The sequence below is a fragment of the Acetobacteraceae bacterium genome (assembly GCA_004843345.1).
Lineage (GTDB): Bacteria > Pseudomonadota > Alphaproteobacteria > Acetobacterales > Acetobacteraceae.
Window position 1 is genome coordinate 1803033 of the sequence record CP039460.1, and the last position, 22577, is coordinate 1825609.

The 22577-nt window shown below is 41.7% G+C and carries 27 protein-coding genes; 15 read left to right on the forward strand and 12 right to left on the reverse strand.

Annotated elements, in window-relative coordinates:
• Nucleotides 1-9: 9 nt before the first annotated feature.
• The gene (locus tag FAI40_08795; GenBank protein ID QCE35416.1) at nt 10-642 is read left to right on the forward strand and encodes a LysE family translocator; all 633 of its coding nucleotides are present in this window, start codon (nt 10-12) and stop codon (nt 640-642) included.
• Between the two features lie 22 nt (nt 643-664).
• Here the strand turns inward: FAI40_08795 and FAI40_08800 are convergent, their stop codons facing one another.
• The 6 genes from FAI40_08800 to FAI40_08825 all read right to left on the reverse strand — a co-directional run bounded on the left by FAI40_08800 (nt 665) and on the right by FAI40_08825 (nt 4330).
• Nucleotides 665-1120, reverse strand: a complete 456-nt coding sequence (locus FAI40_08800) for a hypothetical protein (GenBank protein ID QCE35417.1) — start codon at nt 1118-1120, stop codon at nt 665-667.
• Nucleotides 1121-1141: 21 nt separating this feature from the next.
• Entirely contained in the window at nt 1142-1378 is a 237-nt protein-coding gene (locus FAI40_08805) for a hypothetical protein (protein QCE35418.1), read from the reverse strand.
• Nucleotides 1378-2571: an Mrp/NBP35 family ATP-binding protein gene (locus FAI40_08810; GenBank protein ID QCE35419.1), complete on the reverse strand. Its 1194-nt coding sequence runs from the start codon at nt 2569-2571 to the stop codon at nt 1378-1380. The genes FAI40_08805 and FAI40_08810 overlap by 1 nt, the downstream gene beginning before the upstream one ends.
• 108 nt (nt 2572-2679) lie before the next feature.
• Nucleotides 2680-3174, reverse strand: coding sequence for a hypothetical protein (locus tag FAI40_08815; protein QCE35420.1), 495 nt, complete (start codon nt 3172-3174; stop codon nt 2680-2682).
• Nucleotides 3164-4003 carry a molecular chaperone DjlA gene (locus FAI40_08820; GenBank protein ID QCE35421.1) on the reverse strand — a complete coding sequence of 280 codons (840 nt, stop codon included), beginning with the start codon at nt 4001-4003 and terminating at the stop codon, nt 3164-3166. The genes FAI40_08815 and FAI40_08820 overlap by 11 nt, the downstream gene beginning before the upstream one ends.
• 48 nt (nt 4004-4051) lie before the next feature.
• Nucleotides 4052-4330 carry an aryl-sulfate sulfotransferase gene (locus tag FAI40_08825; GenBank protein QCE35422.1) on the reverse strand — a complete coding sequence of 93 codons (279 nt, stop codon included), beginning with the start codon at nt 4328-4330 and terminating at the stop codon, nt 4052-4054.
• A gap of 203 nt (nt 4331-4533) precedes the next feature.
• On the opposite strand from FAI40_08825, the gene FAI40_08830 reads away from it, so the two are divergent.
• The 6 genes from FAI40_08830 to FAI40_08855 all read left to right on the forward strand — a co-directional run bounded on the left by FAI40_08830 (nt 4534) and on the right by FAI40_08855 (nt 9200).
• Nucleotides 4534-5265 carry a hypothetical protein gene (locus FAI40_08830; GenBank protein ID QCE35423.1) on the forward strand — a complete coding sequence of 244 codons (732 nt, stop codon included), beginning with the start codon at nt 4534-4536 and terminating at the stop codon, nt 5263-5265.
• Nucleotides 5266-5304: 39 nt separating this feature from the next.
• A complete protein-coding gene (locus FAI40_08835; GenBank protein ID QCE35424.1) occupies nt 5305-5766 on the forward strand; it encodes a hypothetical protein in 462 nt (153 codons plus the stop codon).
• 19 nt (nt 5767-5785) lie between these two features.
• The gene (locus FAI40_08840) at nt 5786-7399 is read left to right on the forward strand and encodes an adenosine deaminase (GenBank protein QCE35425.1); all 1614 of its coding nucleotides are present in this window, start codon (nt 5786-5788) and stop codon (nt 7397-7399) included.
• 3 nt (nt 7400-7402) lie between these two features.
• On the forward strand, nt 7403-8572 hold the full coding sequence (locus tag FAI40_08845; GenBank protein QCE35426.1) for a purine nucleoside permease: 1170 nt from the start codon (nt 7403-7405) through the stop codon (nt 8570-8572).
• Nucleotides 8573-8588: 16 nt separating this feature from the next.
• Nucleotides 8589-8918, forward strand: a complete 330-nt coding sequence (locus tag FAI40_08850; protein ID QCE35427.1) for a hypothetical protein — start codon at nt 8589-8591, stop codon at nt 8916-8918.
• Between the two features lie 156 nt (nt 8919-9074).
• Nucleotides 9075-9200, forward strand: a complete 126-nt coding sequence (locus FAI40_08855; protein QCE35428.1) for a 50S ribosomal protein L36 — start codon at nt 9075-9077, stop codon at nt 9198-9200.
• A 130-nt stretch (nt 9201-9330) separates the two neighbouring features.
• On the opposite strand, the gene FAI40_08860 is transcribed toward FAI40_08855, so the two are convergent.
• The 5 genes from FAI40_08860 to mlaD form a co-directional block, all read right to left on the reverse strand.
• Nucleotides 9331-10287, reverse strand: coding sequence for a hypothetical protein (locus FAI40_08860; protein QCE35429.1), 957 nt, complete (start codon nt 10285-10287; stop codon nt 9331-9333).
• Nucleotides 10288-10446: 159 nt separating this feature from the next.
• On the reverse strand, nt 10447-12537 hold the full coding sequence (locus tag FAI40_08865; GenBank protein ID QCE35430.1) for an NAD(+) synthase: 2091 nt from the start codon (nt 12535-12537) through the stop codon (nt 10447-10449).
• 2 nt (nt 12538-12539) lie between these two features.
• Nucleotides 12540-13064, reverse strand: coding sequence for a disulfide bond formation protein B (locus FAI40_08870; protein QCE35431.1), 525 nt, complete (start codon nt 13062-13064; stop codon nt 12540-12542).
• Entirely contained in the window at nt 13061-14395 is a 1335-nt protein-coding gene (locus FAI40_08875) for a DUF2155 domain-containing protein (protein ID QCE35432.1), read from the reverse strand. Before FAI40_08875 ends, FAI40_08870 begins: the two co-directional genes overlap by 4 nt.
• 12 nt (nt 14396-14407) lie before the next feature.
• Nucleotides 14408-14908, reverse strand: a complete 501-nt coding sequence (gene mlaD, locus FAI40_08880) for an outer membrane lipid asymmetry maintenance protein MlaD (protein QCE35433.1) — start codon at nt 14906-14908, stop codon at nt 14408-14410.
• Between the two features lie 251 nt (nt 14909-15159).
• Here mlaD and FAI40_08885 point away from each other — a divergent pair, with 251 nt between their 5' ends.
• The 8 genes from FAI40_08885 to FAI40_08920 all read left to right on the forward strand — a co-directional run bounded on the left by FAI40_08885 (nt 15160) and on the right by FAI40_08920 (nt 21911).
• Complete coding sequence (locus FAI40_08885) at nt 15160-16821, forward strand: vitamin B12-dependent ribonucleotide reductase (protein QCE35434.1); 1662 nt, start codon at nt 15160-15162, stop codon at nt 16819-16821.
• Nucleotides 16822-16823: 2 nt separating this feature from the next.
• Nucleotides 16824-17180 (forward strand): AtpZ/AtpI family protein, encoded by a 357-nt coding sequence (locus FAI40_08890; protein ID QCE35435.1) that lies wholly within the window; start codon nt 16824-16826, stop codon nt 17178-17180.
• Nucleotides 17181-17198: 18 nt separating this feature from the next.
• Entirely contained in the window at nt 17199-17957 is a 759-nt protein-coding gene (locus FAI40_08895) for a F0F1 ATP synthase subunit A (GenBank protein QCE35436.1), read from the forward strand.
• A gap of 86 nt (nt 17958-18043) precedes the next feature.
• The gene (locus FAI40_08900) at nt 18044-18298 is read left to right on the forward strand and encodes a F0F1 ATP synthase subunit C (protein ID QCE35437.1); all 255 of its coding nucleotides are present in this window, start codon (nt 18044-18046) and stop codon (nt 18296-18298) included.
• The gene (locus FAI40_08905) at nt 18295-18969 is read left to right on the forward strand and encodes an ATP synthase F0 subunit B (protein ID QCE35438.1); all 675 of its coding nucleotides are present in this window, start codon (nt 18295-18297) and stop codon (nt 18967-18969) included. The genes FAI40_08900 and FAI40_08905 overlap by 4 nt, the downstream gene beginning before the upstream one ends.
• A 29-nt stretch (nt 18970-18998) precedes the next feature.
• A complete protein-coding gene (locus FAI40_08910) occupies nt 18999-19499 on the forward strand; it encodes an ATP synthase F0 subunit B (protein QCE35439.1) in 501 nt (166 codons plus the stop codon).
• Between the two features lie 21 nt (nt 19500-19520).
• The gene (locus tag FAI40_08915; protein ID QCE35440.1) at nt 19521-20249 is read left to right on the forward strand and encodes a glycosyltransferase family 2 protein; all 729 of its coding nucleotides are present in this window, start codon (nt 19521-19523) and stop codon (nt 20247-20249) included.
• A 3-nt stretch (nt 20250-20252) separates the two neighbouring features.
• Complete coding sequence (locus tag FAI40_08920) at nt 20253-21911, forward strand: glycosyltransferase family 39 protein (protein ID QCE35441.1); 1659 nt, start codon at nt 20253-20255, stop codon at nt 21909-21911.
• Nucleotides 21912-21948: 37 nt separating this feature from the next.
• On the opposite strand, the gene FAI40_08925 is transcribed toward FAI40_08920, so the two are convergent.
• Entirely contained in the window at nt 21949-22563 is a 615-nt protein-coding gene (locus FAI40_08925) for a hypothetical protein (protein ID QCE35442.1), read from the reverse strand.
• Nucleotides 22564-22577 lie beyond the last annotated feature (14 nt).

Below are 22577 nucleotides of genomic sequence, written 5' to 3' on the forward strand. Positions count from 1 at the left end.
AGAAGTGACATGTTTTCGTCCTTATTCGCCTTTATCTTAACAGCAGGACCTCTGATGATGACACCTGGCCTAGAGACAGCTTTGGTGCTTAGAACTTCGATTTCTGAGGGGCATCGGGCTGGTTTTGGGGTTGTTTTAGGGATTTGTATTGCGGTTGCTTTTTGGGGAAGTGCAGCAGCCTTCGGATTGACGGCTCTTTTAGCAGGCTCTCCGTTTGGATTTTTTCTTTTAAAAATGGTTGGCGCTTTATTTCTGATTTATCTTGGGTTTAATTTACTGAGGAAACCGCACACCTCTCTTTTTGATCCGAAAGAGGTTGGGGTAAATGATAAAATTTTTATTCTAAAAGCGATTAGAAATGGCTTAACGACAACCTTATGCAATCCGGGATTTGCCTTGGTTGTTTTGGCTTTGTTTCCTCAATTTGTTCCGCCGCATTATCCCGTTGCGCAGTTTGTCTTGTTAGAAACGGTTATTCAAATGGTGCTTGCCGCTTTATGGTTTGGCGCTTTAGTCGCAGGAGGAATTCCTTTGAGGTCTATTCTAGGAAAACCTACTGTGATTAAAAACTTTGACCGGTTAACAGGGATCGTTTTTATTGCTTTTGGGATTTTGCTTTTGACGATGACACGTCCAAATTAACTGGCGTCACGTTACTTAAAATCTATTTCTTTGCTTCAGGTAGCTTTGGTAAATTTTGAGCCACAAATTTAATAAAGCGATTAACTGAAAGCAAAGAGCTAGGATTTGTTTTTCGCTTTAGGCTCGCCTTAAAATGCAGAAGGTAACGTCCAGCAGCCTGAAGAATGCTTTCAGCAGCTTTCGAATTATTGAGGTTGAAGCAAGCTGGAAAAATAGCTTCTCCCTGAATGGATTTACCAAATAACTCTTTCCAGACTTTTTCAAGAGATTTTCGGTTAACTTCTTCTTGTGTTTGTCTTGTCAACTCAAAAACAAAACTACCTGCAATGTAGGTTTTGGAATCAGGATGCGTAAAAGGACTCTCTTTTAAAACCTGAATGAGTTCTTTTCTGAGATCATTCTCATCAGAGTTTTTTAGGTTAAGATTTTTTTGATAGAGATAGGAAAAAGCTTCTTCCTCTCTTTTTAAAAGAGACATGATATATAACCTTAAAAATCTTTAAGAGTGACTGCCAAGAAGGACATTCGGTGAATATGGCGCAGGATCTCCCATTGGAATATTTAGTCTTTCTCCTTTGGTAAGATGTTCAGGAGGTGCCACATGGGGAGAGTTTTTGACGAACCCGTAACCATCTGTTGAAAGGCCAACATGCGCAGGTTGGTTTGTACAGGCAAAAAGAAAAAAGCCCGGCAAAAGAAAAAGTAATCTTAAAGGAAAAACCGGGCTTTTAGACATTATTTTACTTTTTTGACGTGTTCTGCAAGGCCTTCTGCAATTTTCATATAGGCCTTGGCTTCTGGACTTTCTGGCTCAGAAAGAACGATAGGCTGTCCATCATCGGACTTTACACGAATAGCTTTGGAGAGTGGAATAGCGCCCAAGAATGGAATGCCAAGAGATTTCGCTTCCTTTTTCGCACCATCTTGCCCGAAAATATCTGTTTCCTTACCACAATGTGAACAGTGGAAAATGCTCATATTTTCGATAAGGCCAAGTAAGGGAATATGGACTTGATTATAAAGCTCTGCTGAACGGCGTGTATCAAGTAAGGCTATGTCTTGTGGCGTGCTGACTAAAACAGATCCACCTTTTTTCAAAAGCTCAGAAAGTTTTTGCGTGATCGTGAGGTGAGCATCGCCTGTTCCTGGTGGCATATCAATAACGAGAACGTCTAGCTCTCCCCATTCAATTTCTTGCATAAACTGGGTTAAGGCCCCCATAACCATAGGGCCACGCCAGATAACAGCCTGTTTATCGTCAAGCATATAGGACAGAGACATGGTTTTAAGCCCAAGAGCCTCAACAGGGTGAGGTTTCCCATCAACGACTGGGACCTTTACCTTTGTCCCAAGCATTTTTGAGAGTGATGGTCCATAAATATCGGCATCAAGGACGCCAACTTTAAGGCCAAGCTTGGAAAGGGCGCAGGCTAGATTAATCGCTGTCGTTGACTTTCCAACGCCTCCTTTGCCAGAACCAACAGTGATGGCGCATTTAATCCCAGAGAGTTGAGAAATTTCAACAGGCTCTTTGGGTTTTGAGCTGCCACATCCGCCACTTGAGCTGCAAGAACCGCATCCTCCACTGTCACATCCGCCGCCGCTGTTGCCTTCATCGGAGAAAGAAGGAACTTCCTGATGTAAATGTTGGGAATTGCCCTTTTGTGAAGGGGCACCAGATGTTTTTTTTGTAAAAGAAATCGAAACACCGGAAATACCAGGATAGTCTGCAAGCTCGTCTTGCGCTTTCTTTTGTAGCGCTGGGAGTTTTGCTAGGTCTTCAGATAAAACTTGGAGCGCAATATGAAGATTGCCATCTCGGAGAGATGAGCCTGTTAGATCGCAGAAGTCTAGGAGGCCGACTGTCTTAAGCACCGTATGAATATGTGTTTCTAATGGATTAGGATTAATTTCTGGAGAATTTTGCATAATTTAAATACCTAGCAATTTTTTCCTTTTTGAGAAAGGAGAAGTTCCCCATCTAAATATTTCAGGCGAGGTTACTATGTGGCGAACTAAGAATTCTTTTCTTCCCTGTCAAGGGGTATTAGGCGCTAAGCGCTTCATCCCACCAAGTGTTGCTGTCGAAAAAGAACAGGATTTTCCATGCCAAGCGTCACAGTCGCCTTCTTTTTGCTGAGCTGAGATAATTTCGTCATTCTGGATTGTTAATTCAATTTTACAAGCGGCCTCGCCCATTGTCGGAGATTGATAGACCTCAATTATACCATTTTCGATTGTGCCAGAGAGAAGGGTGGTTTCCGCAGGATTGCCGCCGTCTCCTTTTTGAGCCAATGCACCCGTACATTGCGGTGCGGCAATGCGTAAATTAGTGGACCACGCTTTGTCTTGGGGAGACGATTTCTCTAAGGAAAGCTGTGCATATTGATTTTTAAAAACAATTCCTTGTGTTTTGTTTGAAGAGGTTGAGGCAGGAACGGTGTTTGTGGAATGAAGAAAAGGCATTAAAGCCAGAAGAGAAATACAGGTTATAAGAAGGCCTATAAAAATTACTAAAAGTTTAAGGCGCATGGTTATTGCGTTCCTTTTTAATATGGTCCCAAGCGTTATTGATGCGCTGTGCGCGTTCTCTAAAAATCATTTCTTGTTCTTTTGTTAAGATCTTTTGTTCAATCGTGTCTGGATGATATTTTCGCATGAGAAGTCGCCAGCGAATGCGAATTGTTTCTAAGTCGGCATCTGGGGAGACACCAAGAATGCGATAAGCGCTGATATCTGATGTTGAGCTATTTGGGGGCATAATCCCCATAGAGGCACGTTCCCATGCGCTTTGAGAAAGATGGAAGGCTTTATGCACTTTCCTTAAAAACGCTTCTTCGGCAGGGTGGAGAGGCTGTCCTGTCAATAAGTCTGCGCGGGCAATTTGAAAAAGGAGATGCAGAACAGGCTCTAAGGGTTGGGGATTGTCTTGGAAAGGACGTCCAATTTCAATAGCATAACGTTCGAAATCATCTGTACGTTCCCGTGCCTTGTCAAAAGCTTTTCCAATTGCTGAAAGATTTTCATCAGGCACTCTTACGGCACTTTTAAATGAGTCAATTTCAGCTTGATTGACGGGGCCATCTATTTTGGCAATTTTTGCCCCTAAAATAAGGCTGGCTAAGCCAAGAAGCTGCTCTTTTTTCCCAAGTAAGGCGGAAACTTTTACGGCTGTAAAAAAGGCAGCGCCTTGTGGGTCGGCTTTTCCTTGAGAAGGGAAATGCTTCCCCCATCCTGCCGGAGAAGATAACAGGCTGTTATTGTCTGCTTTCGCACCTAAAATAAAGCCGATAATGCCACCAACAGGACCTCCTGTGGCAATACCTGCTGCTGTTCCAAAAAGCTTTCCCCACATGCGCATAAGTTTGTTTTTCCTTTGAAAGTTAGTCCTTAACTGCGAAGTGCGTGGTCAAAGAAAGGGTTTGTCTTGGGTGGGTAGTGAAAAGGCCTCCTCTAAAGCTTTCAAGCGTAAAGTAGAGGCGAGTGGACGCCCTTTTCTTTGAAAAGAGTCAATCTGGTTAATAAATTTAGATAAAGCAATGTTTTGACGTTTTGCCACCATTTCAAGTGTGTCCCAGAATTCTTTCTCAAGGGCAATGGAAGTTGCATGCCCACTCAAAGAAACACTTCGTTTTTCAAGGTGGGAAGAAGTTTCAATTTTTTTTTCTAAAGGCACTGGTTTTATCATTCGTTTATCTTGTTTTAGAAAGTTTTTGAGCTCTCAATGAGCATAAAACTTTTCAGCATGCATGGCATTAGAATAAATTTTTACGTTTAAAAGGGGAAGACAACTTATAAGAATTCGCTTAAACTTTACCCGTATTTGAGATGAGGATGCTGAGAAGCATGTCAGTCAGATAAGAGTTTATTTTTTAGGGGGAAGCGTTTTTAATGTCTGTTGTTGAACTGCCAGGTGAGGATTTATCTTCAATTGTTCTTCGATCCCTTAAAACGCTTGGGGCCTCTCTGCCAGGTCAGTCTGTTTTAAGGGAGAAGGTGTTTTCTGAAATGGAAAATACTTTGGAAGAGGAGTGCAGTGACCGAACGCCCAAAGAAGCACTTGAAGTTGCTGAAAAAGTTGGCGCTGTAAAAAGGGTTGGTAAAGGACGGAGTGAGCTTACCCCTGGATTATTTCCACCTTTGTTATGGCCAAGTAGCGGTGCTTTTTTCCGTCACCATGCGCTGTTACCAGATTCAGAAAATGAGGAAGTTTATCAAACAGCAGAGCAGTTTGCCTCTAAGCTTTTGGCTATGCTGGTGCAGGCTGCTGTTGAGGGAAAGACGCTCTTAGATACGGCGGTTGCTAAGAAATTAAATCTTGCAGAAGATTGGATGCAGCGAGAGGACACAAAACAGTCACTTTGGCTTTTGAAACAAATTTTTTCGATGCCTGTTTTGAAAGATGGCTCACGTGTTAAAGGGCAGCTTTTACCGCTATTATCTCTCTTACATGATAAAGATTTTCTTTATCCAGAAGGAGGACTTTCCCAATTTTGTATAGAGGAAGGCTGGAAGGAGCTTTCTCCTGAGGCTAGGCGTAAAAAATTGAAAATTATATGGAATAATATTTACGAATATCCATATTGGAAGTCTTTGCCAGCGGCCTTGAACGTCACGAAATAAGTGCATTTTAGACTTGAAAAAAGAGGAATAGAAGAATTCATGCCAGAAAATGCATCAGAAGCAGAAAACCAGTCACGAGCCTATTTAGGAAATACCCATTTTATTGATGAGATCCTGATGGCATTTTTCAAAAAAATTGAAGCAAAACTTGAGAAGTGGCAAAAAGAAGGTGTTGCTGGAGAGGTTGCGCAGAAATTTGTAACAGATTCTGTTCAAGAGATTTCGCAGATTTTTCGTGGGGAAAATCCAGATTTTATTTTGATGCCCTCTTGGAATGGAGAACCTCTTGCGCTTTGGCTTGCAGAAAATGCTGATTTGCCTTTGCCTGAAAATCAGCAGGGCTTAGATGTTATAAATGCTTATTTTACGGTTTTGACAGCGACCTTTATGCAGGGTTGGCAAGCTTATCAGTCAGGTAAGATTGATGCCGATCAGTGGCAGGATTGGCAGGGCGCTATGCGGCGTAAGATGTGCCTCCAGCTTATTGGAACACCTGGATAAAGATAGAAAAGAGCCCTAAATGATGGATTTTTCTCAAAAGCTCCGATGCCGTTTTTGGGGAGTCTTTTCATTCACAGCTTTCTGTTTGGGTATTTTTTCTTTCTCACCTGTCGCCTTTTCAGAGACGGCTGTTAAATTTCCAGCCGCATTGCCTTTAGGGCAGGCGGTTTTAGATGAAAAAGCAAAAAATCCCCAACTTTTAAGCGTTTTTTTACAGGATTTTCCTAAAGGTTCTGATTTACATAATCACCTTATTGGGGCGGTTTATGCCGAGAGTTTCTTGAATTGGGCAGAGGCAGATGGGAATTGTCTTGATTTAACAACAAATACGATTTTACCAAACTCTTGTCCTAAAAAAGATTCTAAAAAATTTGAATCCGCTGTTAAACTTTTCGATCAGCCTGAGAGACGAGAGGCACTGATTGATCTTATGTCTATGCGGCATTTTAGACCTCATGCAACCTTTGAAACGGGGCATGATCATTTCTTTGCTGCCTTTCAGCATCTTGGTTTGCGGCCTGATCGGGTTGGAGATATGATTGCAGAGGCACGCACCCGTGCTGCAAAAGATCATGTGCAATATCTAGAGTTGATGATTACGCCAGATTTGTCGCTTACGATGGAAACAGGGAATAGACTTCAGCAGTTTGGAGATGCGTCCCTTGATGTTGCGCATTTTAAAAAATGGAATCAGGCGCTTCATCCGTCTTTACCAGAATTGGTAAATCGCTCCAGAGAAGAGCTTGATGCTGCTCAGAAGCGTAGTGATTTGCTTCTTGGTTGTCATACAAAGCATCCTCAAGCAGGTTGTGCTGTGAACACGCGTTATCTTTATCAGGCTATTCGGACAGCTTCTTCAAGGCAGGTTTTTACGCAGCTTTCTATCGCTTATGTTTTAGCTTCAACAGATCCTAGGTTTGTCGGCATAAATTTTGTAGCTCCTGAGGATGCGTCAGTCGCGTTAAAAGATTATGGATTGCATATGAAAATGTTCAGATATTTTCATAAATTATATCCAAAAGTGCATTTGTCTTTACATGCTGGAGAATTAACCCGTGATTTGGTGCCAGAAACAGCGCTTAAAAATCATATTTGGCAGGCCGTAGAAGTCGCTTGTGCAGAGCGGATAGGGCATGGGGTAGATATTGCGGGAGAAGAAAACTATCAGAAACTTTTGAAAAAAATGGCTCAAAAAAATATTTTAGTTGAAATCAACCTAACTTCGAATGATGAAATTTTGGAGATTAAAGGAAAAAATCATCCGTTATCCTTATATCAACGCTTTAATGTGCCTGTTTCTTTATCGACAGATGATGAAGGAATCTCGCGTGGCAGTCTAACAAGAGAATATGAAAGAGCAGTTTTAGATCAAGGGGTTTCTTATCAGGATTTGAAAGGTTTTAGCCGTGTTGGGTTGGAACATGCTTTTCTTTCTGGAAAAGGCTTTTGGGAAAAGGGGTATAAGGTAGGAGAAAGGCCAGTTTCAGTTTGCCGATCTGCCTTCATTTCGCATATTCTGACTGAAAAATGTCAGCGTTATCTTGAGAAGAATGAGAAGGCCAAACAAGAATGGAATCTTGAGAAGCGTTTTTTCAAGTTCGAAAGTAAATATATTTTCAAAAATGGAAAATAAAGAATGACAAAAACGTTTTTTTGGAAAAATAGGAAATTAAAGACGCTTCTTCTTTCAGGCGTTTTAGCGACTTTTCCCTTTTTTACATTGCCAAGTAACGAGTCACAAGCGGCTCAGGCTAAAACAGTTAAAGTACAGCAACAAAGAAAAATACCGGTCAGAGTCGTTGTGCTAACGGCATTTGAAATTGGCAAGGATAGTGGAGATCAGGCTGGAGAGCTTCAAAATTGGGTAGAAAATTATCCTTTAGATAAAAAAATTGAAGCGAAAGATAGCTATCGAGGGCATTATTTTTACAATGAGAAGGATCATGTTTTGGCTTTGCTCATGGGAGAAGGCCATACCAGTGTTGCTCAATCTTTAACGGCTTTACTGAAAGATTCACGTTTTGATTTTTCAAAATCTTATTTTGTTTTAGCTGGAATAGCAGGAGGCGATCCGTATAAAATTTCGCTTGGGAGTGTTGCTTTGGCGCGCTATGTCGTCAATGGGGGGATGTCTCATATGATTGATCCAAGGGATATGCCAGAAGGTTGGCAGGATCCTTACCTTCCTGTGCAATCGAGCGAGCCTTACCCTATTCCAAGGCCAGAGGCACATTCTCAAAGCGGTGAGATGGTTTATGCGTTGAATCCTTCTCTCGTAGAATGGGCGTTTGAAAAAACTTCTCAGCTTGCATTATCTGATAATCCACGACTGGAAGAGGCACGTAGAGCCTATCCTTCTTATCCAGCAGCGCAGAAAGCGCCACAAGTCACTCTTGGAGATGTTATTTCAAGCGAGATTTTTTGGGCAGGTCCGCATAGTAATGCTTGGGCAGAAAGATGGGTCGATTATTGGACGGACGGGAAAGGCTGGCTTGCGACGACGGCAATGGAAGATCTGGCTGTTCCGCTGGTGCTCGAAAGAGAAGCGAAACAGGGCCTTGTGGATCCAAACCGTTTACTCATTTTTCGCTCTGTTAGTAATTTCGATCTTCCTCCAGATGGAAAAAAGACGGCTGATATGTTTAAACAAGGGGAAGATGAAAATGATGGCTATGTAGGGCTAGAAGCTTCTGTAAATAATGTTTATTCTGTGGCTTCCGTCGTCGTACGTGAGCTTTCAGAACATTGGGAGACGTATAAGATGGCTCTGCCATCTACAGAATCTCATTCTAACCTTCAAAAATAAAGAAAGGGCTCTTTGCTTGTTTAGTCAGATATGTGCAGATCTTGTTGGCTGGGCCGCTTTAGGGTCCAGTATTTTTTCAGGCCTCTCAGCCAAGCTTTGGTGGGATGCTTCCCGTCTGCGTTTGCCAGAAAGATCAGTTAAAGCGTTTGGTTCTCTTAAACTACAGCAAGTCTCAATGGAAAAGGCTTTTGACCAAATTGATATAGGTCTCACGAGCCTTACCGAAATTGAGCAAGCACTGATTGAAAATAATCGGGTAAATGCGCGTGCAGCTATTTGCGGAATGGGAGGGAGTGGTCTCGCAGCTCTGGCGCTTTTATTAGGATTAATTTCACATCTTCATTGAAGTATTTTCAGGGAGTGAATTTGACTTTTTCCTTAAAATAGGGAATATGGTTCTTGAAATTTTTCTTATTGGTTTGATCTCGTTGAGACTCAAGAATGCCCGTAAGACTTTTACTAACACAAATATAAGACGCGTCTTAGACGTGGAAAGTGCATCATGAAAATACGTCATAGTCTAAAATCTGCTAAAACGCGCGATAAGAATTGCCAGATTGTTCGTCGTAAAGGTCGCGTTTACGTTATTAATAAAAAGAATCCTCGTATGAAAGCTCGTCAGGGCTAATAAACGTCATTCTCAATGAGAAAACCTCCTTAAAATAAGGAGGTTTTTTTTATATCTGCTTGGTTGGAATGTTTTGTTTAGAACAAAAAAATCCCCTGAAAGCATTTTTCTTTCAGGGGATTAAATGTTTTTAGTGACCGCCGCCAAATGGGCCACCACCGCCATTGCCACCTAATGGCGAAGCAGGAAAGTTGATGTTCATAGCCATACGTTTGCGCTCTTCTTCGGTGAGCAAACTCACAACCGCATCATTGGAGGACTTAGAATTGGCAGCCAATTCATCGTCCTTAGTAAAGCTCCGAACCAGATCCTCTTGCTTTTTCTCAACTTGAGAAAGATCATTTTGAGAGGTAACACCAGAAGCTTTACCAAGATCAATAGAGACTTGATGATCAACCTGATGCAACACATCAACAAGATGCGTTTTGTCATCTAATTTAGGACGGAGAGTCGCTAGAGCATCTTGGCTAGCAAGACCTGGCGTCATCGCATCTTTGAGAGAAGGCATTGATTGAATATCTTTGAGACCCTGCAACGTACCCGCGACTGTATCTGTGAAAGGAGAACCGCCTCCAGCGACGGTGACACCAACAGCTTGAATTGTGTCTTGGCCAGTTCCAGAAATAAAGTAAGGACTCCCTTTCACAGAAATATTATTAATATTCTGTGAGCCATCAAGGCCAGCGGCAGAAATTGTATCTTCAATAGGTTTGCCGTCCTGAAGCAGAGAAGCCTTTTGAAGCCAAGAGGGCTGTTCAGCAAAAGAATTAAATTGCTGTGCAGTAGCATTGGCGCCAGTTAAGGTGTCTGGATGCAAAAGCAACGGATTATTTACGTTGGCTTCAACCCCAGTAACACTTGGGGAAGAGGGGCGAGCTTCCATCCTCATTGCGCCAGAAACACTGTCCTGAACAGCCAGAGATTGGTCTAAGGGTGTGTTTAGACCTGACTGAACACGAAGCATTGTCGTATCGTAATGATGGTTTAAGCTTTTTTCATCAGCTTTGAAGAGCATCGTTGATTTATTATCAAAGCCCCCCCCTGGGATTGTAGAACTCCCAGCACTCGGTGCAAAATGATGTGGCATATGCGAATGTAGGTATCCCTAGTATTTTTCGTTAAGTATCAAGATAATTTTAACTAAAAATGTAAATTTCTTACATTTTCATAAGCCATCCCAAAACGAAAGGAAAGCAATCTTTGTTTTTTAAACTCTACTTTGTTTTTACGAAGATGAAAGCTTATTTTATGAAATATGGAATATTTTTTTTATTTCGTTGATTTGTGTTTGCCAAATGTCACAATTCAAATCACTGGGGGCTCGCCAATCGCCTCGCGGGGAAAGGCCGATATCTGGTAAAATTTTCGGTCCATTGGGCATTGCAGTCCGTTTAAATTGACTAAAATTAAAGAAACGTTTCCCAAAAATTTCTAGACATTTAAGTAACACTTTTTTTGAAAATTTTGGTTGGTTTGTGTCTAGATTTTCAGCGTTCAAGCAAGATTCTCCCCAGTTTTTTTCTAATAAGAAAAAAATGCGCTCTGGAGAAGACGCATGTTTCAAAACATGCCATAGAATGAAATCTTGTATGCAGTAAGGACCTGTCGAGATTTCTGTCTGTTGAGGGCAGTCTTCATTTTGTGCAGGAAGCAATTCAGGCGAAATAGGACGCTCTGCGATTTGCTTGAGGATATGTTTTGTTTCATCATTATAACGATGGAAGATATCGTTTTGTGAAAAAATGTTAACAAGTTGTTGAATGAGTGTTTTCGGAAGGCCAGCATTTACGTTGTAATGCGCCATTTGGTCACCGACACCATAAGTACACCATCCAAGAGCTAATTCTGAAAGGTCACCTGTCCCGACAACAATTGCGTTTTCTTTCCCAGCAAGGCGGAAAAGAAGGTCTGTTCGTATGCCGGCTTGGACATTTTCAAAAGTGAGATCAAAAATCCTTTTGTCTAAATCTTGTGTATAGAATGAGGTCAAAGGGAGTTCTGAAGCCGGATGCTCTAAGCTTTTAAAGACGGTCTGGCAGATGGGCCGAATATCTATTTCATGGATGGAAATATGAAGGTTGTTCATGAGAGAAAGTCCAAGCATCTCACTTGTTTTTGAAGTGCCATATCCCCGAAGAGAGCAGCCAACAATTTGATTGTATGGCCAGTTTAAAATTTCTGCTGCACGACAGCAGACAAGGAGAGCCAATGCACTATCGAGTCCACCAGAAATGCCAATAACCATTTTTTGCGCATGACTAGCGATCAGGCGCTTAGCGAGAGCGGCAGCCTGAAGGTTTAAGGTCTCTAATGCCCGGTCATTTTCATCTTCTTTTAAAAAATGAAACGGAAACGCAGAAAAAGGTCGTTTAAAACCAATATCCTTAAATTTAGGCTTTAATTTGAAAGAGATTCGCCTAAAAGCTTTTTGAGTCGTTTCAGACGGGATTTGTTTGAAATAATTTGTTTTGAGACGCTTTGCACGTAATGATTCTAGGTCAATATCGCGTATGAGCAAAGTTTGAGCATCTGGTAGGGGGGAGGAGGTGACGCCGAGAAGATTACCAGCTTCACAGATGAGGAGCTGTCCATCCCAAGTTAGATCATTTGTAGATTCCCCCCAGCCTGAGGCAGCGTAAAGATAGCCTGCGGTAAGGCGCTGTGCGTAGGAGGCGCATAATAAAGTGCGATCTTTTGGACGCCCAACTAAAGCAGGAGAAGCGGAAAGATTAGCAATAAGGAGAGCGCCAGCATTTACAAGAGAAATTCCAGGCGCACTGGGTACCCATAAATCATGGCAGATTTCAAGACCGAAACATAAGTTTGGAAGATCTTTAGCTTGAAAGAGAAGATCTGTTCCGAAAGGATATTCTTCTTCCCAGAGCAAGATTGTTTGTTGGGAAATTTCTTTTCCTGAGGCAAAATAACGTGCTTCGTAAAACTCACCCTCTGAAAGAATATGGCTTTTTGGAACGATACCAAGAAGTTTTCCTTGATGGAGGATAGCAGCGCAATTATAGAGGGTCTGCCCGTGAAGAAGCGGAAGGCCGACAATGGCAACTGTGTTGTATTTTTTTGAAAGGGTGATCAGTTTTTTTAGGGCGTTTAGTGCTTCGTCAAGGATGGTTTTTTGAAAAAAAAGCTCATCAATACTGTAACCCGTGAGCGAAAGTTCAGGGAAAACGGCGAGGGCGACATGCTGTTCATGGCATTTTTGAAGGATTTCTAAAATGAGATCTGCATTTTTCTGAGGTTGTGCGAGTGCAACATTATGGCGTGCAGCAGCTACACGGCAGAAGCCATGGGAATAGATGGATTGAAAGCGCATTTCTGGCATTTTTATTTTTCAGTGCTTAACGATGATTTCATAACATTTATATAAATGAGAAGTCCCGTCCCTAAAAAAACGATTCCGCTATAAATGAAGCTCCACAAAGTCAGTGGTAAGCCTAAAAGATAATCTGGAAAATCACAGGGTTTGGAGGGAAGTTCTGGCAGATTATTTAACAAATGTGCTGTGCCCCCTTTGAAGAGGCTTGTTTGAGCAGCACAAGAAGGGAAAGGGCTTGGCCACCAAGCATGCTCAACACCGATATGGAGAACACCCAATCCTAAGGAGATTAAAATAACAGCGCAGCCACAGGTCGCTAATGACTTAAAGAAGTGTTTTTTAGAAATGAGCATAATGATTCCGAGGATAAAAAGAACAATCCAAGGCTTTCTTTCGAGATAGCATAGTTCGCAAGGCATTAAATGCATGATGCGTTGCAGGAATTGTGCTGTTCCAAATGCAAAAGCACCAGACAGCATGAAAAATACCCCTAGTGCTGTTGGTGATGCCATTCGTTTTAGAAAGAGATTCATTGGTCAGTGCCTGAAAAATCTTGGGAATTCTCTTCAGAAGAGCCATGCTTATCGTGTTTTTTATGATGTTTATGCTTTTTCTTTTCTTTTGAATTCTGGTCAGAAGTAAAAGGGAGTGCCAAGACGCCTGGAGGTGGGGTGGCAGGAGTTAATGTTGCAACTTCTTTAGGTTCTGTAGGCGGCAATGCGGGGGCATCTCCAACGGCAACAGTTGTTTGCGGATCAATCGGTGGAAGCTCTTGCGATGTTTTAGAATCCGAGGATGGAGAAGCGATAGACTCAGAAGATGCTGAAGTCTCGTTAGACGAAGCTGGCGCTGCCTCTGTATTCTGAGGAGGTTGGGCGTCTGGTGCTGGGGAAACAGGAGTACCATTATTATTGGAATCCTGTGGATCTGTTTGCGCGGGAGGCGTCACGGATTCAACTGGTGAAATGCTATGGGGCGTTTCTTTTTGTTCAGGATTCTGAGAGGAAGCGTTTTGGTTAGGAATCGGTTGAGATGAAGGCTGCGGTTGAGGAGGGGCTTCCTTTTTAAGCTCTGGTAAAAATGGGGCGACTGGATCGCCAGCACAACGAACCGCTTGGACATTATAAAGGGGGCTTGGATAAACATTGACAGCAGGCTCTGCAGCTAAAAACCATCCTTCAAACTGACGTGTTTGTGAAGGTTCAGAGGTATCTGTTTTTGCCAGAGGTGTTTCGGAAAGACTTAATCTTATTGCCGTATCCGCAGGTAAGCCTTTCGGCTTTTGGTTGCAGGTGTAGAGTTTGATTGTTAAATGATGAAAATTAATTTCTGCCCCTACGGGAATTTCAAGCTCTTTTGTTTCTGAATTGACTCTGTCTAAAATACGGATAACGCCGACAGATCTCCCTTCCCAGCTATCCGCAGGATAGAGTGACGGGGCGGGCAAAAGTGTTGGGGGAACAGAAGGGCGATAACCTAAGGAGATGGGTGCTTGTGTTGCCGGAGTCTGATCATTGGTATTGTCTGCTTGGGTTTTTGGAGAAAACTCGGGGACAGATGGTGTCGTAGATTGTGATTGGGCGGGAGCAGGTGAAGGCGGCGTTTGAGCTTCTTGCGCATTGGCTAGCGTTGCTGTGAAAAAAGCGAAAAAGGAGAAGGATGCTGCAAGGCGCAAAAGCAGTCGTTTCATTGCTTCATTCATGCATTTTTTGGAAACGCCCATTGCAATACCATCCTCAAAAATATCTTGTGTCATTTGAGAGAGCTCATTTTCGTTCTCATTCAGCAGACGGAGCTTTTCTGTGCATTCGAGTTTTTGGTTATTTTCATCCAACCAAGTAAAGTCTGAAGTTTTGTCAGGCATGAGGATAAGCTTTTAAGAGTTTTGAGGGGATGAAGTTGTAGATTTTTTGTCTTCGCTTGAGAAGACAAATTTCGTAATCAGTTCTTCGAGGCTAACGGTGCCTTGCGTGTCTGAAATTGTTTCATTGGCTTTTAAGATTTTGTCGTCTGCACCGGGGACTAAAGAAATATACTTCCCACCAAGAAGAGAGTCGGAGGTAATAATCGCATTTGAATCTATTGGCAGTTTTACCCTATTCTCAAGAGAGAAGATTGCATGTGCTTGCCATGTTTTTGGATCAATGAAAAGTTTTTGAACAGCACCGACCTTGACCCCTGAAAGGCGGACGTCCGAACCAATTTCAAGACCATCAACACGAGAGAAAATAGCTGAAATAGAATAGCTCTTTAATGTATTTCGGTGAAAAGAGGAAAAGGCAAGAAATGCAGAGGTTGCAGCAATTAAGATTAAGAAAAAACCTGTCATGATTTCCCAAAAAGCTTGTGAATTTTTTGTAGTTTGGAAAACAGACATCGTGAAAAGTTAATACTCCGTGAGACAGCATCATTTTCAATAAAAATAACAGAAAAAAACAATCCTGCCACTATTATCTCTTATTTTCATTAGAATGATTATAGATATAAAATTTGGAGTGTCCTTTGTTAAGGGGGCTTGAGGTCTCTTAAAGATGCGCTATTAAGAAGTAGGCCATTCCCTATAATGTTCGGGAGAACTTTTGGAATCGGGCTGTTTGAAAATATTAAAAACGGACAAAAGCTAAGATTATGGCAGATAAAAAGTCTTCTTTCACATCTATTTGGCAACGCAATAGGAATGAGAATTGCTGGGCGGGTGTGCAGATGCGGACGCTTGAGGTGGAAGATTTTTTTGATGAAGAAAGAGAGCCTCGAAAAGTTGTCTTTCCAGCTGTCTGGCCAGATATTTCTAGCTACGCATTAGAGCAGCTTGCGAGTGCATCCGTTGGAACAGTTCGTTTGCAATCTGAGGCTACTTGGTGGTTGAATTTAATGGCGCCGTCTTCTGAAGATCTCTCTCAAAATGCCTTGGGAGATGGTTTTATTGGCTTGCTTTTATTGCGGCAGATGGCTCCATCGGTTTCTTTATGGAAAAAGGATCTTTCTACGCCACCTGCCTTTGTCATTCGCCTGAGTGCGTTTGTGGAAGAGGGGATCTTTCAGGCGTCCCATTTTTTGGCATGTTTAGAAATGGCAGCAAAAGGACTTAAAAAAGTTGTTGAGGCCCGTTCCAATCTTTCGATGCCGCTTTTGCCAATTTTTGAAGAAGGTTCTTTAGGTCTTTTTGAGGAAGAGCGGACGGAGAAAGAGGATGAGAAGCTCCATTCGGAAGCCTTTGAAGCTTCTTTTCTTTTGAGTGATCTGGATTCTGCTTTAGCAGCGATGGGATTGGAATACGATTCCACTGCTGGTCGCAGTGCTGCGCAGGGAATTGTTGTTCTCGCTAAACTAGCATCTTACATGGGAGAGGAAGCTTTTCACCTTTTGGAGGGTGCTGATTCTTTAATTCCTTTAGATGCGCCATCAGAGATGCGCCATGCTGCATATGAGTTTTGTACAAAGATTTTGTGTTCTCTGCAGAGGTTAGGCGCAACTAAGAAATTTTTAGATCAAGAGAAAAAGTCATCTTTTTTCTTGAAGGTCGGTTTTTCAGCGCCAAATCCAGTTGATAGCTTGCTGGGGGTTGAGGCATGTGGTTTGGCGCCAATTTTTTCTCCATTAGATGAAGCTGGGCAAGTAAGAAACTCTTTTACTTCCCGTTTGATGCGCCAAGGCTTAACTGCAGAAAATGCATTGGCCTTAGTTGTTGCTGGAGAAAAGCGTTTTTCTATGCCCGGAAATCAAGCGCATCTGAAGATGCGTGAGGTTGTTAAAGAAGTTGGCTGTTGTTTACCACCATTGCCTAATTTCGATGTTTGTGAAGTTAAGGCGAAGCTTGAAAGGGGAACGCGCCACCTTGCTCCAGCTCGGAAAAAAAGTGTCAGTGAACGTGTTCTTTTGGACAATCGAGATTTATTCTTTCGAATTGGGGAGTTCGAAGATGGGACACCTGCAGAGTTGGAAATACACATGGTCAAGGAGTCTCCGCTGGCAAAAGGTTTGATGGAGTGTTTCGGTCAAGCTGTTAGCTTGGGTCTTCAATATGGTGTTCCCTTGGAAGCTTATGTTGAGCAATTTAAATATAGTCAGTTCGTGCCGTTCGGAGAGGTTGAGGGGGGACGAAATATTCAATATGCAACCTCAATGATGGATTATATTTTTAGATCCTTGGCAGAGCTTTATCTTGGTAAGGAAATACCAGATCATAAGGCAATTGATGGGACGGCATCTTTTTCTCGCAAACGCTCTGCCTCTGCGCCAGAAAGTTTAAAACTGCCTTTTAAAGAGTCAAGAACAGGGACAGAGGGGTAGCTATGGAGAGTGGGGGAGAAAAATATTCTTTTTCTGAACGTATTCAGCGCTTGGAGCAGCGAAGGTATGGAAAAGCGTCCCCCAGCGAATTAGATTCTAAAGAATTCTTGGAAAATATAGAAGAAGATGCTAAATTAAGCTTGTCTTCTGGTTTGAACCTAGCGCTTCATCTTGTGAGTGATTTGATTGCGGGGTTAATCGTCGGAGGAGTTATAGGGTATACAATAGACTATTGCCTTAGCTATCGAATTGTCTTCTTCATTATTTTTGTGTTTTTGGGGTTCTTCGCTGGCTTGGTAAATATGTGGCGCTCGCTTTGTCGGGCGGGTTTTTCGCCTATAGAATCGTTTAGGTCTTAGTAACAAGGAAAAGTCAGCATGCCTGCTCAATCTAAAATTGACGTGATGGAAGGCTTTCAACTCCACCCTGAGTTTGGTGATCTCGGAGAAAAACTAGGGATATCTCAAGCTCCTTTATTTATGTTATTCGGTGCAATTTTGGTTTGCGCCTTTTTTTGGATTGCAATGCGTAAAAAAGCCATCGTTCCCGGTCGCTTGCAGGTTTCTGCTGAATTTGCGTACACTTTTGTCCGCGATATTGTGGAAGAGAATATGGGAGAGAAGGGAAAGTTCTTTTTTCCCTTTATTTTTACACTTTTCTTTTTCATTTTAGCCGGAAATTATATCGGTTTGTTGCCGTATTCCTACACATACACAAGCCATATTGCTGTGACACTGGCTTTGGCAATTGTTGTATTTGTTATGGCGTTGCTGGCTTCCTTGTTTTTTCAGGGGATCGGTTTCTTTAAGCATTTTATGCCTAGCGGTGTTTCTTTGTGGCTCTCTCCGATTTTGGTTCCAATTGAAGTTCTTTCTTGGCTTTCTCGTCCCATTAGCCTTTCAGTCCGACTCTTTGCAAATATGGTCGCTGGGCATGTTCTGATGGAAGTGTTCGCTGTGGGGACCATCATGTTGGCGGGATTCGGAGTTGTTGGGTATGTTTTTGGTATTGTGCCGATCATTCTTAATATGGCTCTAATAGGCTTAGAGTTGCTTGTCGGTGGATTGCAGGCCTATATTTTTGCTTTGCTTGCTTGTATTTATCTTGGAGAGGCTGTTGGTGGGGAGGCTCACTAACGCTCTTGGAGGTTGTTGATTTTTGTCGCCCGGTATTGTTTCTTTGTGTGAGTAGCGGGTTTTTTTAAGAAAAAAGGAAAATAAAAATGGAACAAAGTACAGTTCAGCTTGCTGCTGCTTTTGTCGAGATTGCACATAAAGGTGGTGCTGGTTTGGCGGTGATGGCACTTGCTGGCCCTGGTATTGGTATTGGTAGCATTTTTGCGGCTCTTATCAGTTCTGTTGCGCGCAACCCTGCATCACGTTCTCAGGTCTTTGGTATTGCCATGCTTGGCTTTGCTTTGACAGAAGCTATTGCTTTGTTTGCATTGTTGGTTGCTTTCATCATCCTGTTCGTTTGATTTATAATTTTCTTTATTTTTTACGAATGGACTACTGGAGCAGGAGAGCGATGCGTAGTAAAATTTCATCCCTTTGTGCTGAAAAAGGGAAAAAAATCCTTTTCGTCACTGGAGGCATTGCTTTCCCTGCTTTTGCTCATGCAGAGGGTATGCCTCAGCTCGAGTTTGGTAATTGGTTAGTCCAAGCTCAGGTTTTGTGGGGAGCTGTTGTTTTTGTCATTTTTATGCTGGCGTTGCGTTATACTGTGATGCCTGGGCTTGAGAAAATGCTGAAAGAGCGTGAAGATCGGATTGAAGGGGATTTGGCTTATGCCAAAAATGCCCAAAGGGAGGCAGAGACTTTGCAATCTGAAATTGAGGCTGAGCTTCAAGCTTCTCGTTTAGAAACTCAGAAAATTATGCAAAAGATGGCGGACGAACATCGCCAAAAGTTGAAACTGCAGGAAGAAGAGCTTCGTCGTCAGATGGATGCAAAAATGAATTCTGCTGTTCAAGAAATGTCAGCCTCTGTAAAGAAAACACGAGAAGATTTACCTGAAATTGTTGTTCCTGTATCGGAATTTATTGTTGGGCGTTGCCTTGCCAATAACTCTCAGGAAAGTGACGTCGCTGAGAAGCAGGAAGAGCGTAAGTTGTTCATGTTTCAGCAGGCTCGGAAATATCTCGCTTAGAATAAATAAAGTAAGGAGCGGTCACTCTAATGTTTATATTTGCTGATCCACGGACTTGGGTGGGTGTTGCTTTTGTTGTTTTCTTTGTGATTTTTGGTCGCAAACTTTGGGATGCCTTAAGGGGGCTACTTGATTCAAAGGCAAGCGTTATTCGTTCTGATTTAGAAGAGGCCGCTTCTCTCCGTGCTGAGGCAGAAAAAATGATGCTTCGTGCAAAAGAAGAACGTAAAAGAGGACAGGAAGAAGCAGCGGCTATGATTGAGAGATCAAAAGCAGATGCTGAGGTCTTGGAAAAAGAAACTCAACAGCGCCTTAAAGAAGAAGCGGGGAATTATCTTCAAAGAACAGAAGAGCAAATTGAGGTTATGAAACGTTCAGCGCAGGCTTCCTTGCAGCAGGAAGTTTTGGATATGGCGCTTAAAATTGCTTCTGAAGTTCTTGAAAAAGACTTATCTCAAAATCAAAAACTTCGCGAAGCAATGACAGAAAAGGCTCTCTCTGGCCTTTCTGAAGTTGGTCACGCTTCCTAATTTTTTTTGGAAATTATTTAGATGCCCCTTGATTTATCGCTGATTCTTCCAGCTTTAAATGAGGGGCGTAATATTTTTCCCGTCTTTGAAGAAATCGCATCTATACACCAAAAATTCCCTTTTCTTGAAATTTTAGTTGTGGATGACGGCAGTTCTGATCAGACACTTTTCACGTTAAAAAAAGCGCGTAAGGTTTTAAACCTTCCTATTCGGATTTTTTCTCATCCGAAATCTCTCGGAAAATCGGCCTCTTTGTACACTGCGATTTCTCAAGCAAAGTCGCATTGGATCGCAACAATGGATGCTGATGGGCAAGATGATCCTGCTTTCATTCCAGTGTTATTTAAGAAAGCACTTTCTCTAAGCAAAGAGGGGAAAGATCCTCTTGTTATTGGGATACGCCAAAAGCGTGAAGATAAGCTTTCACGTCGTTTTGCAACAAGAATAGCAAATAGAGTACGTTCCTTTCTTTTAAAAGATCATTGCTCAGATACAGCTGCACCTTTAAAAGTTTTTTCCAAAGATGTTTTTCTTTCTTTACCCCAATTTGAGGGGATGCACCGTTTTCTGCCTGCTTTTATGAAAATGAGAAAAGGGAGTGTGTGCATGATTCCAATTATTCATCGCTCTCGACTCTTTGGTCACTCAAAATATACAAATTATTCTAGAGCTTTGATAGGAATAGTCGATTTGTTGGGTGTTTATTGGCTTTCTAAAAGATATCGCCATATTTTCTTTTCAGAACACTGATTCATGCAGAAGTTTCGTGTTTGTTCTTTTTTAATTCTAGGTGCTTTCATTTTAGTGTGTTTTGCACTTCCAGGACGAATGACACTTCCACCATTTGATCGGGATGAAGCTCGTTATATGCAAGCGAGCCGTCAGATGGAAAAGAGTAATGATTTTATTGAAATTCATTTCCAAGAAACCGCACGTAATCATCAACCTGTAGGACTTTATTGGCTAGAAGTTGCTTCTCTTAAAACGCAGGAATTTTTTTCGGGAACGGATGTTTCTCTAAGTCCTTGGATTTATCGTGTGCCTGCTTTGGTGGCAACAGCTATTGTTGGAGCTTTGACAACATTTATAGGGATAGTTCTTTTTTCTCCTTGGATTGGGATTGGAGCAACTTGTCTTTTAGGAACGAGTGTTCTTTTTAGCGTTGAAAGCCGTTTAGCAACGCCAGACCCCTGTCTTTTAGCGTGCATTATGGGATTGGCATCCATTCTTGCGGTGATTTTACGACAGCAGGAAAAGGCAGAAAAAACATCTTATCGCTATAGTTTGGCCTATTGGGCTATTGTTGGCTTCGGTCTTTTAATTAAGGGGCCGATGATTTTGTTACCTGCTTTGCTAACCCCACTTGCGCTCTCATTAACCGGGAGTGGCAAAGAGATTTGGCGGCGTTTGCATCCCTTAGGAATATGGCTTTCGCTTTGTATTGCTGCGCCTTGGTATATTGCAATTTATTTCAGAACAAATGGTCAGTTTTTTGATTTTGCCTTAAAGCATAATCTTTTAGGAAAGGTGAAGGGCGGACAGGAGACGCATGGTTTTCCGCCCTTATATTACGTTAGCATTTTTTTACTTTCTTTTTGGCCAGGCAGTTATTTATTCATAAAATCACTGCCTTCCATATGGAAAGACCGTTTCCAGTGGCAAATACGTTTTTTACTTTGCTGGATTCTTCCTATTTGGCTTTTCTTTGAGCTTATTCCAACAAAACTCCCACATTATGTCCTACCCGTTTATCCTGCGATTGCTTTGTTGAGTGCGGCATATTTTTTTGTTTTGCCTGTCTCTTCTAGGAAAAGTGTTCGTTTTTTTAAAATGCTGTATGCTATTTGCTGGATTGCTTTAAGTTTAATTCTCTTTCTTGGAATTCCTTTTTTGCTTCAAAAAGAAGAAATTCATACGAATCCTTTTTTCTATTTTTTTCTTATTCTTACTTTTTGTTCTTTTTTCTTAGGATTTTTTTTCCTTTTTAAAAATTCCTTTTTAAAGGCTTTTTTGGGGATTATTGGTGGGGCGTTAGGATTAGAGTTAAGTTTGTATTTTTTTGTACTTCCTGTTTTTCCACTTTTTCATCTTTCAGAGAAAATTTCGCATGTTTTTGAAAAAGAACGTCCTTGTTTTACAAGCCATCTGATTTCGATTTCAGACAAAGAGCCTAGCCTTGTCTTTCTGGTTGGCGGAGAGCGAGTTATTCTTTCTGGACCAGAGCAAGCAATTTCGCTTTTAAAAGATAAAAATGCTTGCGATATGCTTTTATTGGATATGAAAAGGGAAGGAGATGCTCTTCATTTGGCCGAAAAAGAGGGAATTCCGTTGAAAGAAGTAGGACAAATTAAGGGAAAGAATTATTCGAATGGTCGTGATTTAGATCTTAGATTATATAAAAAAAGCTCCTGAAAAAATTAGGAGCTTTTTCTTTTTATAAGAGAGAAGCTTAGAAAAGTTTCTTTAAATCATTAACAGTATCTTGATTATTCTTTTTAAGATCAGCAAGAGCTTGTTTGTTCTGATCTCTCATCTGGTTGAGTTGATCTTTGTTTTGTCCAAGAAGGTTTTGAAGTTGGCCTTTTTGTTGTTGGTAGTTGGAAGAAAATGTGTCACGTTCTTGAAGCATTTTATTTTTTTGGGCTTCGAGTTGATCTTTAAATTGACTCTGCTGACCCTTTGGAAGGGAAGTATATTTCTTTTTAAGATCATTTAGACGGTTGATTGCATCCTGTTGATCCTTTTGGATCTGCTGTGCGCGGTCATTATAGGCCTGCTGCTCTTGATTGATCTTATCCTGAAGTTCTTTCTGCCTGTCTTGAGAAGCATTTTGCAGTTCTTGCTGTTTGTCTTGAATGCTTTTTAGGCTATCTGTTTGTTTTTGGTTAAAATCGTTTAAACGATCCTGTAATTTCTGGTTAAGGCATTCTTGTTGCTGCAGCTGCCGTGTTGCTAAAGGCTCATTTCCTGAAGGAAGTGGGCATTCGCTCTCTGCGTACGCATTAAGAGAGGTTCCTGTGGCAAGAATGGCAATTCCTGCGAGTAGAGAAAAACGTAACTTCATAAGAAATATCCTAA